Below are 13,532 nucleotides of genomic sequence, written 5' to 3'. Positions count from 1 at the left end.
ACCTCATTTACACCTATAATACCATAGCTGCAATTGTACCAAAAATCATTAAAGGTACATTGTAGAAAATGAAGTTCGGAATACATGTATCTCGTATGTGATCATGCTGACCATCTACCGCTAACCCTGCAGTTGGTCCTAATGTCGAATCACTTGCTGGTGAACCAGAATCACCTAGTGCACTGGCTGTACCTACTAGTGCAATTAATGCCATACTATCTAAACCAAGTGAAGCACCTAATGGAATAAATAATGTCGCAATAATTGGTATAGTCGCAAATGATGAACCGATTCCTAATGTCACAATTAAACCAATAATATACATCGCAATGATACTAATTAATTTATGTCCACTCGTAATTTCCGTTAAGCTACTGACTAATTTTTGAATATCACCAGTAGCATTCATTACACCGGCGAAACCATTGGCTGAAAGAATTACGACACCGATAAATGACATAATCTTAATACCTTCAACAAACTGGCTATCTAATTCATTCCATTTATACACGCCAGAGATAAAGAAGACAAGTACCCCTGCTAATGCACCAAATATCATTGAATCTGTAAATGTTTGTACTAAGAAAGTAGCTAAAATTGCAACTACTGTTACTACTAACACATATGTTCTCACTTCAGTTACTGTATCCTCATTTTCAACATAAGTTTCTGTCTTATAATCACGAGGTTTACGATAAACAATCATACCTAAGATTAAACCTACGATATAACCCATAGATGGAATGAGCATCGCTTTCCAAATCATATTAAATTCGATAGGGTGATGTGCTTTTTGGAAGCCGCTTTGAATAATTTGGTGGAAAATTTGACCGAACCCATAAGGTAATAAAACGTAAGGCCAACATAATCCGAATCCTATTACCAAGCCAATTAATCGTCTATCAATTTTCAAATCATTAAATAGACTGATAAGTGGCGGAATCACAATAGGAATAAAAGCAATATGTACTGGAATTAAGTTCTGACTCATAATACTCATTGCGAGAAGTGCAACGATAATGATGACTTTGACTTTAACTCTAGAAAGTCGACTATTCTCAGTGTGAATCGCACGTATGATTTTATTAACGAGATAATCAGTTATCCCACTATACGAGATAAGTGCTGCGAAACCACCTAATAAAGCATAGCTTAAAGCTACTTCAGAACCATCCACGATATTCTTACCAAAAACGCTAATCACTTTATTTAAACTCATACCTGAAATCAACCCACCTACTAGCGAGCTTATAAATAAACTTATGACAACATTAAGTCTACACAGGCATAAGATAATCATTAAAATGACAGCAATCACAACTGCATTTATCATATCTTTCACATCCTTTAACACTCTACCGAACTAAAGCGAAATATTATGTGACTAATCATATCAAGTCGTCTAATTATTGTCAATATATGCGTTTTAAATATTTTCCTTTAAAAAATAAAGAACCAAAGCTATTTAAAGTTAGCTCTAGTTCTTTGTAGTACGCATTTGATTTATTCTTGATCAAACGAGTCTTTATTGACGTAACCAATTGACTACTGTAGTTATCATACTGCCAGTTGGTCCCTTAGGTCCTCTATAACTTTTTACGTTTGTCGTAGCTGGGCCTGCAATATCAAAATGAATATGTGGTGTTTCGCCACTAAAGTGTGTTACAAAGGTTGCAGCAAATAACGCTTTTCCTTGACCATTCGTATGGTTAACTAAATCTGCCACATCAGAGTTACGAATTAAGCGTTGTTCGGTACTAGTGATTGGTAATTCAAAAGCAAACTCATCTACTGCTTTAGCACTCGCTAAAATATCTTGAATGTCCTTATCTGCGTTCGAACTAAATAATGCTGCTTTATCTTCTCCTAATGCAGCCACTGCAGCACCTGTCAATGTAGCAAAATCTAAAATAATGCTTGGTTTGAATTGATTTGCATAGAAAACCGCATCTCCTAAAACTAAACGACCTTCCGCATCACTATTTAACATTTCAACCGTTTCTCCACTAAGTGCTGTAAACACATCATCCGGTTTCATTGCGTTATGATTAATCATATTTTCAGCAGATGCAATCACGCCAACGATATTGATTGGAAGCTTAAGTCGTGACGCTGCCTCAATCATTCCTACGACATTCGCTGCGCCACACATATCGAATTTCATCGTTTGCATACCCATTTTAGATTTAATACTGTAACCACCTGAATCGTAAGTAATACCTTTTCCGACTAGTGCTACAGGAGGTTCATCGCTTTGAGCACCGTTATACGTTAAAGTAATAACTCTTGGTTGGTTCTCAGAGCCTTTTCCTACTGCGTGAATTAAGCCAAAGCCCTCCGCTAATAACGTTTCACCATCTTTAATATCTATATCAACTTTAGTTTCTGCAAAGTGATCTTCAATTTGTTCTGCAAAATATGATGGCGTTAAAATATTTGGAGGCATATTACTGAAATCACGAGCTAGATTAATAGATTGACCTACTATTACACCCTTTTCAATTTCTGAGACTAAATTTTCATTTTCTGAGATTATATTTAAATCTAGTTGATAAGGCGCAGATTTATTAGATTTATAATTATCAAATACATAAATGGCTTGTTCACTTTGTAAGCCAAAGACTTCCGCCACTTTCTTTTGCGCCACCTCTTTTGAAATGAACGTCTCAAAGAGTACATCTGCGTTAGTAATTCCCTCTTCTTTTAAAAATTGAAACAAATGACCGAACGCTTTCAATAATTCTGCATAATTGAGCGATTTTAAATTACCTAACCCAACTGTTATTAAACGTTTAGATTCATTTTCAAGCGATAAAAGCGTTGAAGAAATTTTACCTAAAGTACTGTGAACCAGATGATGATGACGATATGTATCAATACGTTGCGTTAAATCTTCATTATTATAATTAACCGTACCTAGTTGGTTAATATGGTCAGGCAAACCTAAGATAAGGACTTCTTCCTGTGCTGTACTATTGTTGTTATTAGTGAAATTGACCATTTACTATCCACTCCTTTATAAGTGTTTAAAAAAACCTCTTGCTGAGTAGCAAGAGGCTTCATATTATACTTTTATAATGACAACTTAGAATTTACCTTTTTTGAATGCTAAGCCTACGCCACCGATTTTGAATACTGCACGAGTATCAATAACTTTTTTCATGAATGCAGCTTTTTTACCAGCAATGTCTCTGCCGTAAACAATACCTACACCGTCATGAGAACCTAATGAACATACAGTACCGCGGTCTACATATTCAAAGTCAGTTGTAGCTTCGCCGTTTAAGATATTTTTAATGTTTTTAGCAACGTGTTCACCTTGTTGCATAGCGATTTGAGCTGTAGTTGGTAATGGACGTTCTTCACCAGCTGGGATGAATGCAGAACAGTCACCAATTACGAAGATATCGTCATGACCTTCGATTGTTAAATCTTGTTTATTGATGATACGGCCACGTTTAACGCCTTCGAATGATTCTTCCATTAATTTGCTACCACGAACACCAGCAGCCCATACAGCAGTACCAGCTTCTAATTGTTGTTCTTGGTCGTTAACTTTAACTACGAAACCTTTTTCGTTACAAGCAACGATTGGAGTAGCAATTTTGAATTCAACGCCACGATCTTCTAAGTAGTTTACAGCGTAGTTTACTAATTCATCAGAGAACATTGGTAACATTTTTGGAGCAGCTTCAACACAAGTAATTCTTACTTTATTTTGGTCTACGCCATATTTGTTACATAATTCTGGAATTCTATCAGTTAATTCACCTAAGAATTCGATACCTGTGAAACCAGCACCACCAACTAAGATAGCTAAATCTTTATCATCTTTTTCTTTTGAAGCTGCATAGTTTGCAAATTTATCTTCAATGTGACGAGATAATCTACGAGCTGTTTCGATGTTTTCAATTTGGAATGCGTGGTCTTTCATACCATCGATACCAAATGTTTCACTTTCGAAACCTAAAGCTACTACTAAAATATCGTAATCGTAGATACCGTGGTTAGTTTCTACTTTTTTAGCATTACGGTCGATTTTAGTTACTTCAGCGTTGATAAATTTAACTTTATCTTCTTTAATAACACTTTCGATTGGGTAGATTAAATCTTCATAATTTAATGTACCAGCTGAAGCTTCATGTAACCAAGTTGCTTCATAGTGATATTTATTTTTGTTGATTAAAGTGATATCCGCTTCATCAGCAGAAAGTTCTTTTTGTAATTTAGTTACTGCTTGTAAACCTGCGTAACCAGCACCTAAAACAAGTACTTTTTTACGATCTTGAGCCATTTAATTCACCTAAGCTTTCATTAGTATTTTCTTAAATGTAGATAAAGGCTACAAATTTCAGAACATAACAAAGTTCAGACCTCTCATGAAATGTTTAATATCATATGTGAGTCTGATAATTCATTTGAAACTTTGCACTTAACCTAATTGTTCATCCCCATTTATAGTCCTAATCAACACTTTTATCTTCCAATATATTTTTTATGAACTTTCATTCACAAAAAAGACAAAGTTCAATCCATATTTAATTTTATAGCTTTTACACTACATTTTCAAGCGACAACAGGACTATACTTTAAATAATTGCATATAAATTTTTAAATTATAATTCTAGAACTCTTTAATAAAATTTATCCACATTTTTCAAATAAATAATTAGCAATTTTCGGGATTTCCAGCAACCTTCGCAGTTCTAAATGAACTACCACAACCGCAAGAAGCAATGGCATTTGGATTATCAATTTGGAAACCGCCACCCATTAGCGATTGTTTGAAATCGATAGTCGTACCATTTAATACTGGCGCATCATATTTATCTACTAATACTTTTAAACCGTAGAATTCTAATACTTCATCATTTTCTCCTGGTTGTTCTTCAGCAGACATACCATACGTTAAACCAGTACATCCTCCACCATTTACTTTAATTTTTAAATAGCCATCTTCCATATCATTGCTTTTTAACATATCTTTAACTTCATAAGCAGCAGCTTCTGTTAATGTTACAGTTGGCATCACAAATTCCTCCTATAATAAGTTTGTAAAATCATTTTCTTCAATATGTTTATAGATATTATTTAATAAATCTTCTGGTGTATCACCTTCAACAGTATCACCATCGACTAATGCATACAACCCACATGAACAAACGCCACAGTTGTTTAAACATCCATATTCTAATACATCTACATCTGGGTCATTTTCTAATTTATCGTAAACGTAGTCTCCGCCTTTGGCCATATTCGAAATACAGAACTCGACTAATGGAAACATACTTCACCTTCTTCTTCATTTTTAATTACATTATTATAACAAATCAATTGAGGCCTTGCATTGCCTTAGCTCAATAAACTTATATTTTTAAATTTCTAATTTAAAGTTAATTGGCTTACCACCTAATTGTTTGTATCATACATTTGATTGTAGTCATTTTGAAAAACATATATAATAAAATTATACATAAATCGTGTATTTTATTGTAAGGGGCAATAAAATAACGATTTCGTAATTTGCCACATTTTCCAAACATTCAACACATTCAGAGGTAAATTAAATTATTAATTATTTAATATTTTACGGAAATAAAATTATATATAGAGGGGTATAGCATATGAAAAATTTAGTATTGCTTGGTGGCGGCTATGGAAATATGCGCATTATGTCACGTATTCTTCCTGATGCCCTTCCACAAGATTACACATTAACTCTTATTGATCGCATGCCATTCCATGGATTAAAGCCAGAGTTTTACGCTTTAGCGGCAGGGACAAAATCTGACACTGATGTACGTATGAACTTTCCAGACTCTGATCGAATCAATACAATTTACGGGGAAATTAATGATATCGATTTAGAATCTCAAATTGTTTCAGTTGGAAACACTAAAGTAGATTACGACGAATTAGTGATTGGCTTAGGTTGTGAAGATAAATATCACAACGTGCCAGGCGCAGAAGAATACACACATAGTATTCAAACATTATCTAAAGCGCGTAAAACATTCCATAGTATTAGCGAATTACCTAAAGGCGCTAGCGTAGGTATCGTTGGTGCTGGTTTAAGTGGCATTGAATTAGCTAGTGAATTACGTGAAAGTCGCGAAGATTTGGAAGTCATTTTATATGACCGTGGCGAACGTATTTTAAGAAATTTTCCTGAAAAATTAAGTAATTATATTGCGAAATGGTTCCGCGAAAATAACGTTAAAGTGGTACCAAATTCACTTATTGATAAAGTTGAGCCTGGTAAAATCTATAATGGTGGTACACCAGAAGACGTCGACTTAGTTGTATGGACAGCAGGTATTCAACCAGTTGAAATTGTAAGAAATTTACCAATTGATATTAATCGAAGTGGTCGCGTGATTATTAACCAATATCACCAAGTTCCTACATATAGAAATGTATACGTCGTGGGAGATTGTGCAGACTTACCACATGCACCGAGTGCACAGTTAGCCGAAGTTCAAGGCGATCAAATTGCAGACGTACTTAAAAAACAATGGAATAATGAACCCCTACCTGAAAAAATGCCAGAACTTAAAGTTCAAGGTTTCTTAGGTTCATTAGGAGAGAAAAAAGGTTTCGCCTATATTATGGATCGCACCGTTACAGGTCGTTTAGCTCATATCCTTAAATCAGGCGTACTATGGTTATATAAATATCATAACGGTTAATATTAAAGCGCAATTCATCATTGAATGAGAATTGCGCTTTTATCATCTAATTATTCATTATCTTTATTTGCGAAATGTTTATCAACAAAGTTTGTAATTTGCTTTGTTTGAATGTAACCATCTGCTACATATTCATCGTTCATAGTGATTAATGGATAGAAGAGTTCATCTTCTTCAATTTGCTCGATATATTGTTGATCATGATCGCTAAGATTTTCAGTTTCATTTTGAAAATCAATATACGTATATTCAAAATTAATATCTGGATATTTACGTTCTAGTAATGGTTTTAACCACTCGTAAGTATTTTTAGAAGTTGGTGCATTCACACAACTTGCACAAACAACATCTGCACCATATACGACAACACTCACTTTAGTCATACTCAAATCCCCCGTTTTGTATTATAGATTTTTCTTTCTTTATCTATTATAATAAATTAATAATGAATTTATGAAGTAATTTACTTGAAAGGAGACATATCTCATGCCTACTGAGAATGCAACAATGTTTGATCAAGTAGCTGAAGTTATTGAACGTTTACGTCCTTTTTTATTACGTGACGGCGGAGACTGCACATTAGTAGATGTTGAAGACGGCATCGTGAAATTACAATTACACGGAGCTTGCGGTACTTGTCCAAGCTCAACAATCACATTAAAAGCTGGTATTGAACGTGCATTACACGAAGAAGTTCCAGGCGTTATCGAAGTAGAACAAGTATTCTAAAACGCCTCATATATAAACTAAAGTCATAGGAAAGAGCATACGCTCCCTCCTATGACTTTTTTATTTTTTATAAATACTAAAGATGAAAAGACATTCTAAAGATAAACTGCAAAAGAAGTTGTGCTAGGAATAATTTTAATTAACATAAGTACTAACTTAAGTAAGAAATTCTAAATATGGACAATAAAATGACGTTAAGTGACGCTCGAGGGATTTAAAGTTATTGATGATTTAAGCGTTCAAACACTTACGTAAGTAGTTCTAAAATGGATAATGGAACGTAGTTGAGCGACGCCTGAGGGAGCAGGATGAGTGTCGAGACCAAGGCTCGACCCAGCCCCCTAGGCAAGCGTCTCAACTTAAGTGAAATGGTGATTCATTTAAGAACTGCTTTACACATATAGTATTTCGATAAAAAAGACTGCTGACAAAGTCAGAAACTTTGTCAGCAGTCTTTACTAATATATTTATAGTTATTAATTCTCTTGATGTTGATGATGCTTTTCATCTTTAGACTTATCGTCTTGCATGTGCTGAGCAATATGTTGGTTCATATAACCCCAACCTTTCCAACCTACATGCACTACATCACTTAATACATATTTTTCATAGTCTTTATCAGACATATCGTAAACCTTACCACCATGATCAACTACAGTTTTATGAATCTTGTTATAAACTGGTTCACGCGTTGAACGGTGAATACCTAAATGATCATACCATTTGCCATTAACTGGAAGAATGACATATTGAACATCCGCACCAGCTTTATGCATTGTATCAACAAGTAATGATAAATCATTAAACTCTGGAGAGTTCATCTTGAACTCATATTTACGATGATTCATTGGTTTCTTAGTTGTTAATTGTTTCCAATATTCATTACGAATACCATATTTATTAGAACTTGAGCGTTTTTCACCTAATTGAACACCTTTTTCACGCATAGTATCCCAAGACACATTAGGTTCAGTAATAGGATGAACGTGCTCTAACGGAGATTTATCTAAAGAGAAATAAGATTTAATCGCTTCAATTTTAAGAAGTTGATTCTGCTTAAACTTAGAAACATATTGACCTTTCACTTCTCCAGGATGCTTAGCTTGTTCTTTTAAGTATGCTTTATTTGAAGCACTTTTAAATTGTAATAAACGCTTAGCATAACGTTGCTTTAATTCTGCAGGCATATCTTTTTGTTGGAAAATCTGATCAATTTGATTTGCTGTTGTACGTGCTGCAAAGTCTCTATCATTCACGCCATGTGTACTAAACCATTGAGGTGAAATGATAAACGTCATTTTTTTACCTTTTAATTGGTCATATTGACCTGCTAATTCAATCGCATTGATTAAATCAGTGTTACCTCCTGTACCTACTAAGAATACAGGTTTCGTCCCTTTTCTATTATTTAAAGCAAGGGCCGGGTTAAACGGGTCTTGTTTGTTCAATTCACTTGAACCATAAATTGGATAATACTTGTCACTGCTAAACAGTTTATTTTGAATGAGCGTACCTTTAAGTACTTGATCTGTTAAAGAAATTCTATTATCAGCGACTGTCTTGTTTGATACTAAACCAGTAAACCAGCTTGCTGGCATTAGCACAAAAGCTAAGAATAGCAAGCCACTGATAATAATTGGTAAAAACGGTTTTAATTTCATCGTAATTCTTCTAATGCTTCAACAATTTTATTAGGAGTTGCCCACTCATCACGATCAAAGTCCATAATTGATACTTCAATACCTAATCTATTTTGAATTTCAAGTAATAAACCAACTGTTTGGAAAGAATCAATAATACCTTCTTCAAAGATTTCTACGTCTGGGTTTTCTTTTACAATATCGTTTTCCGCAACATCAGCTAATAAATCTAATACTTGTTCTCTAAATTCCATAATTAATTACTCCTTTTAAATTAATTTTCCTGAAAAGATTAAAAATCCAAATGCTACAAAATGGAACGTGATAATGATACTTAAAGCAGTAGTGAAACCATTTTGCCAACGTGGTGGGTGTTTCTTTCTCCAACGTTCATAGTATCCGTAACCGATAAACATTAATCCGTGATAGATACCATAAACAATATAGAATACTTCTAATCCATGCCACACACCCATGATAAAGAAGTTTAAGAAGAACGCAAAGTTAGACATTGCAAATTGATTCTTCATTAATTTCTTACGTGACATGTAGAATAATGTACGCATGTATACACAGTCTCTAAACCAGAATGATAATGACATATGCCATCTATTCCAGAAGTCTTTAATGTTACGTGCTTTAAACGGTTGTTTAAAGTTAGGTGGTGTATTAATACCGTACAAGTAACTCACAGCTACAGCGAATAAACTGTAACCTGCAAAGTCAAAGAATAAATAGAAACTATACGCATACATGTATAACCATTTATGTGTAAATCCATGTAAGTCCATATTTAATGGTTGAATTGCATATACGTTGATTAAGTGCGCAATAATGTATTTGTATAGGAAACCAAGCATAATCATGTGAATGGCTTTTAATACCATTTCTCTATATTGGTCTCCAGTTGGCACTTTCTTATCGTCTTTAACGAAACGTTTGTAACGGTCAATTGGTCCAGAAGATACTGTTGGGAAGAATGAAATAAATTGAATTAATTTCCCTACTTTAATCTCTTTAATTGAACCGTCTCTAATTTCCATAATAAGTTGAATACTCTTGAAAGTAACGTAGGAAATACCTAAGAAACCTACGAATTCAATTAATTTATGCTCATGGAAGTGAATTTGATGTCCGCCTAACCATGAACTTTGTAAAACTTTAACAATCGCAAGCGGTAAAATAGATAAAATCATTACTATGACAAATTTACTAAATGTGTTGTTCTTTTGACGTGACTTGTAATAAGCCATAATTAACGCCACTTGCCAGATTAGATAAATGACAAAACTTAGTAATTGAATACTTAAATATTTATTACCAAATAAGTTGTGTTTATCTGAAGCAAAAATGATAACAATCATAATTGCTGTACTAATACCATTATAGATATAACTTCGCTTACCTAAAAACCCGAGTATAATTACAGGTAAAAGTACAATAAACGCAATTAAGAAGAAGGTAAACGTACCATAAGGAATCATGCGTCAATATCCTTTGCAACTTGTTTACGATCTAGTTTCCCATTTGAAGTCAATGGAAGCTGTTCCATCCAAACAAATTTTCTCGGAATCATATACTCAGGTAAGCGAGATTTTAGCTCGGATTTAATAGCTCTTGTCATTTCTAAATCATTTTCCACTTCTTCAGTTGGTACTACTGCGCCAACTAAATATACCACTTTGTCGTTTTTATAAATTGGTACAACTACTGTTTCTCTCACATATTGTGATTGACGTAATTGTGTTTCAATTTCTTCAAGTTCCATACGGTAACCATTTAATTTAATTTGGAAATCAATACGTCCTTGGATAAACCAATTGCCATCTTTTTCAACTGCTTTATCACCCGTATGATATGTGCGAATACCATCTTCGAAATTGAATACCGCTTCTGTTTTTTCTTTATTTTTCAAATAACCTAAACTTACGCTATTTCCTTTAATAACAAGTTCACCTTCATCTGTTGTTGATAAAGATGTATTAGGTCTAGACACACCAACAGGTAGTGGATTATATTGTTCAAGAATTTCAGGCGTAATCTTCACACCTGTTACAGCAACAGTCGCTTCTGTTGGACCGTAAGTATTATAGATAACCGCATTTGGATATCTATCTACTAACGCTTTAGCAGTTCTGTGCGGTAAGATTTCTCCACAGAAGAAGAAATGATTTAAACTTGGATAATCATTTCCATTTAAGTTTGGAAGTAATAAACACATTTCCATAAATGAAGGTGTTGATACCCATGCATTAATCGGTGTATTAACTAACATTTCATTTAATAATTTAGGTTTATTAATCATTTCTTTATCTACTAAGTTTAAAGTTCCACCAGAAGTTAAACATGGATAAATCGCCATTACAGATAAATCAAATGAGAAAGGTGCTTGGTTAAGCCATTCTTGTGGTTCATTTGATTCATTTAATGACACCATCCACTCAGCAAACTCTACTAAACTAGCATATTCAATTTGAACACCTTTAGGTTCACCAGTTGATCCAGAAGTAAAGATAGTATAAACCACCTCGTTTGGTGACATTTGACTATCAAAAATAGTTGGATTATCTGACTGTTGAATATCATTAATAGTAATTTCTTGCGCTGAATGATTTTCTAAAGTTTCTTCAGATGTATTTAAAATAAATTGTGGTTGAACTTTTTCAATAATCATTTGTACACGTTCTTGAGGTACAGATGTATCAATTGGTACATAGCCGCAACCCGCTTTAATCGCACCAATCATCCCTACTAACATATACGGTGACATATGACCATAAATAACTAATGGTTTTTGTGTATCTTGAAGCAAATGTGCTAACTTGCTTGATTCATCAATTAATTGTTGATATGTTAATTCATCTTCTTTATGTCTAATCGCTATACGGTCAGGATTTTTTTGACCAAAGTCATTAATTAAATTGATAATATCTGACATAATTTAACTCCTTATTAGAATTCATTATAAATGAAATTATTCTGTGTATCGCCTGACCCATATATTAGGTACAGTGCTATAAAAATCGCTAAATATAATATCGTTAATAAATAAGGCTTAGCTTTTTCGAAATAAAGCATAGCTTTACTAGGATTAGTATTTGTTTTCTTTTCTTTCAATGGCGAATTGCACCTCACTATTAATTACTTATAAATATTATTAAAAGCTGTTTCCAGAAAGAAGTTGAAATCACAAAATATAATTTTCGTATTTTATTTTTACACTTCATTATAAGCAATATATTTTTTCAAAGCAATCTATTTTTTTAGTATATTTTTATATACGCATTTGTTCAAATTGCGTTATAGAGAATTATTTTCCAAAAATGATTCACAAAATAACTGTCTTCTTTATTCGTTTAATTCGAACTTAAATGATAATAATTATAATAGTACTAAATGCGCTATATCACAATTACATAATGCCTAACAAAACTGTTAGATTAACAAAATAAAAACTTCTATTCTCCTATTTAAATGATATAGAGAATAAGAAGTTTTTAAATTCTTAGTTATGAACTTGAGTTAACGGTTGTTCTCCATGTATAACCGCTTTAATATTATCTACACATAGTTGAATCATACGGTCTCTCGTCACCACTGAAGCACTACCAATATGCGGTAAAATCACGGCATTTTTCATTTTTAGCAGTGGATGATCAAGTCTAATAGGTTCTTCGCGTAAGACATCAAGTCCACATCCACCGATTTGATGGTGCTCAAGTGCTTCAATTAACGCTTCTTCATCGACGATTGCCCCTCTACCAATATTGATAAAGACGGCATCATTTTTCATTTTTGAAAATGCAGACGCATTAAATTTATTGGCTGTTTCACTAGTCAACGGTGCAGTACATACTACAAAGTCACTACGTTCTAGCAACTCATCAAATGACACATATTGTGCATTCAATTGTTGCTCAGCATCTTCATGTCTTGAACGATTATGATACAAAATTTCTGTATTAAAACCTTGAAGACGTCGGGCAAAACTTTTACCAATCTCGCCCATGCCATAAATGCCTACTGTCGAACCATGGACGTCTTTGCCAGATAATAAATAAGGTCCCCAACTTTTCCAGTTACCTTCTTGAACATAATGTTCCGCTTCAATAATACGACGCGCAACTGTCAACATTAAGGTGAACCCTAGTTCTGCCGTTGTTTCGGTTAATACATCTGGTGTATTCGTAACGACAATATCATGCTCCGTCGCACTATCTACGTCAATATTGTCATAACCAACTGCCATATTCGCAATAATTTTAAGATGTTTAGCATGCTCTAGACATTCTTCATCTATCTTTTCACTTAACGTAATGAAACAAGCAGTTGCCTCTTTTATTTCTTTTAAAAATTGTTCTCTCGGCATAGGCTCAAATTCTTCGTCCCACATTTGAACTTCGCCAAGTTGTTTTAACTGTTGAACAAATTTATCTGGAATTTTACGTGTGACTAATATTTTATCCATAACCCC

General features: G+C 33.6%; 14 protein-coding genes. 2 read left to right on the top strand and 12 right to left on the bottom strand.

Going from position 1 to position 13,532, the window contains the following annotated elements; genetic code table 11:
- Positions 1-13: 13 nt before the first annotated feature.
- The 5 genes from CD127_RS05665 to CD127_RS05645 all read right to left on the bottom strand — a co-directional run bounded on the left by CD127_RS05665 (position 14) and on the right by CD127_RS05645 (position 5,287).
- Entirely contained in the window at positions 14-1,333 is a 1,320-nt protein-coding gene (locus CD127_RS05665; RefSeq protein WP_103297638.1) for a Na+/H+ antiporter family protein, read from the bottom strand.
- Between the two features lie 192 nt (positions 1,334-1,525).
- Positions 1,526-3,001 (bottom strand): M17 family metallopeptidase, encoded by a 1,476-nt coding sequence (locus tag CD127_RS05660; protein WP_103366051.1) that lies wholly within the window; start codon positions 2,999-3,001, stop codon positions 1,526-1,528.
- A gap of 84 nt (positions 3,002-3,085) precedes the next feature.
- Positions 3,086-4,294: an NAD(P)/FAD-dependent oxidoreductase gene (locus CD127_RS05655; RefSeq protein WP_103297640.1), complete on the bottom strand. Its 1,209-nt coding sequence runs from the start codon at positions 4,292-4,294 to the stop codon at positions 3,086-3,088.
- Between the two features lie 375 nt (positions 4,295-4,669).
- Positions 4,670-5,029, bottom strand: coding sequence for a HesB/IscA family protein (locus CD127_RS05650; RefSeq protein WP_103297641.1), 360 nt, complete (start codon positions 5,027-5,029; stop codon positions 4,670-4,672).
- Positions 5,030-5,041: 12 nt separating this feature from the next.
- Positions 5,042-5,287: a YuzB family protein gene (locus CD127_RS05645; RefSeq protein WP_103297642.1), complete on the bottom strand. Its 246-nt coding sequence runs from the start codon at positions 5,285-5,287 to the stop codon at positions 5,042-5,044.
- Between the two features lie 337 nt (positions 5,288-5,624).
- On the opposite strand from CD127_RS05645, the gene CD127_RS05640 reads away from it, so the two are divergent.
- Positions 5,625-6,689, top strand: a complete 1,065-nt coding sequence (locus CD127_RS05640; protein WP_103297643.1) for an NAD(P)/FAD-dependent oxidoreductase — start codon at positions 5,625-5,627, stop codon at positions 6,687-6,689.
- 50 nt (positions 6,690-6,739) lie between these two features.
- Here the strand turns inward: CD127_RS05640 and CD127_RS05635 are convergent, their stop codons facing one another.
- Positions 6,740-7,072, bottom strand: a complete 333-nt coding sequence (locus CD127_RS05635; RefSeq protein WP_103297644.1) for a YuzD family protein — start codon at positions 7,070-7,072, stop codon at positions 6,740-6,742.
- A 103-nt stretch (positions 7,073-7,175) separates the two neighbouring features.
- Between CD127_RS05635 and CD127_RS05630 the strand changes: the two genes are divergently transcribed.
- Entirely contained in the window at positions 7,176-7,418 is a 243-nt protein-coding gene (locus CD127_RS05630; protein WP_002433501.1) for a NifU family protein, read from the top strand.
- A gap of 476 nt (positions 7,419-7,894) precedes the next feature.
- On the opposite strand, the gene dltD is transcribed toward CD127_RS05630, so the two are convergent.
- The 6 genes from dltD to CD127_RS05600 form a co-directional block, all read right to left on the bottom strand.
- Positions 7,895-9,079, bottom strand: a complete 1,185-nt coding sequence (dltD, locus tag CD127_RS05625; protein ID WP_103366050.1) for a D-alanyl-lipoteichoic acid biosynthesis protein DltD — start codon at positions 9,077-9,079, stop codon at positions 7,895-7,897.
- Positions 9,076-9,312 carry a D-alanine--poly(phosphoribitol) ligase subunit 2 gene (gene dltC, locus CD127_RS05620; protein WP_103297646.1) on the bottom strand — a complete coding sequence of 79 codons (237 nt, stop codon included), beginning with the start codon at positions 9,310-9,312 and terminating at the stop codon, positions 9,076-9,078. The genes dltD and dltC overlap by 4 nt, the downstream gene beginning before the upstream one ends.
- A gap of 15 nt (positions 9,313-9,327) precedes the next feature.
- Positions 9,328-10,542 (bottom strand): D-alanyl-lipoteichoic acid biosynthesis protein DltB, encoded by a 1,215-nt coding sequence (dltB, locus tag CD127_RS05615; RefSeq protein ID WP_103297647.1) that lies wholly within the window; start codon positions 10,540-10,542, stop codon positions 9,328-9,330.
- Entirely contained in the window at positions 10,539-11,996 is a 1,458-nt protein-coding gene (gene dltA / locus CD127_RS05610) for a D-alanine--poly(phosphoribitol) ligase subunit DltA (protein WP_103366049.1), read from the bottom strand. Before dltA ends, dltB begins: the two co-directional genes overlap by 4 nt.
- A 14-nt stretch (positions 11,997-12,010) precedes the next feature.
- Positions 12,011-12,136: a teichoic acid D-Ala incorporation-associated protein DltX gene (locus CD127_RS05605; RefSeq protein ID WP_103297667.1), complete on the bottom strand. Its 126-nt coding sequence runs from the start codon at positions 12,134-12,136 to the stop codon at positions 12,011-12,013.
- Positions 12,137-12,563: 427 nt separating this feature from the next.
- Positions 12,564-13,526 (bottom strand): 2-hydroxyacid dehydrogenase, encoded by a 963-nt coding sequence (locus tag CD127_RS05600; protein ID WP_103366048.1) that lies wholly within the window; start codon positions 13,524-13,526, stop codon positions 12,564-12,566.
- Between the last annotated feature and the right edge of the window lie 6 nt (positions 13,527-13,532).

Origin of the sequence: Staphylococcus petrasii (assembly GCF_002902565.1) — a bacterium.
Taxonomy (GTDB): domain Bacteria; phylum Bacillota; class Bacilli; order Staphylococcales; family Staphylococcaceae; genus Staphylococcus; species Staphylococcus petrasii.
Note: the sequence above shows the minus strand (reverse complement) of the source record. Positions and strands in the feature narration are given on the sequence as shown.

Excerpts from the sequence above, each read along its gene's own strand:
- CD127_RS05665 (WP_103297638.1), bottom strand. The coding sequence starts at position 1,333 with ATGATAAATGCAGTTGTGATTGCTGTCATTTTAATGATTATCTTATGC.
- CD127_RS05660 (WP_103366051.1), bottom strand. The coding sequence starts at position 3,001 with ATGGTCAATTTCACTAATAACAACAATAGTACAGCACAGGAAGAAGTC.
- CD127_RS05655 (WP_103297640.1), bottom strand. The coding sequence starts at position 4,294 with ATGGCTCAAGATCGTAAAAAAGTACTTGTTTTAGGTGCTGGTTACGCA.
- CD127_RS05650 (WP_103297641.1), bottom strand. The coding sequence starts at position 5,029 with ATGCCAACTGTAACATTAACAGAAGCTGCTGCTTATGAAGTTAAAGAT.
- CD127_RS05645 (WP_103297642.1), bottom strand. The coding sequence starts at position 5,287 with ATGTTTCCATTAGTCGAGTTCTGTATTTCGAATATGGCCAAAGGCGGA.
- CD127_RS05640 (WP_103297643.1), top strand. The coding sequence starts at position 5,625 with ATGAAAAATTTAGTATTGCTTGGTGGCGGCTATGGAAATATGCGCATT.
- CD127_RS05635 (WP_103297644.1), bottom strand. The coding sequence starts at position 7,072 with ATGACTAAAGTGAGTGTTGTCGTATATGGTGCAGATGTTGTTTGTGCA.
- CD127_RS05630 (WP_002433501.1), top strand. The coding sequence starts at position 7,176 with ATGCCTACTGAGAATGCAACAATGTTTGATCAAGTAGCTGAAGTTATT.
- dltD (WP_103366050.1), bottom strand. The coding sequence starts at position 9,079 with ATGAAATTAAAACCGTTTTTACCAATTATTATCAGTGGCTTGCTATTC.
- dltC (WP_103297646.1), bottom strand. The coding sequence starts at position 9,312 with ATGGAATTTAGAGAACAAGTATTAGATTTATTAGCTGATGTTGCGGAA.
- dltB (WP_103297647.1), bottom strand. The coding sequence starts at position 10,542 with ATGATTCCTTATGGTACGTTTACCTTCTTCTTAATTGCGTTTATTGTA.
- dltA (WP_103366049.1), bottom strand. The coding sequence starts at position 11,996 with ATGTCAGATATTATCAATTTAATTAATGACTTTGGTCAAAAAAATCCT.
- CD127_RS05605 (WP_103297667.1), bottom strand. The coding sequence starts at position 12,136 with ATGCTTTATTTCGAAAAAGCTAAGCCTTATTTATTAACGATATTATAT.
- CD127_RS05600 (WP_103366048.1), bottom strand. The coding sequence starts at position 13,526 with ATGGATAAAATATTAGTCACACGTAAAATTCCAGATAAATTTGTTCAA.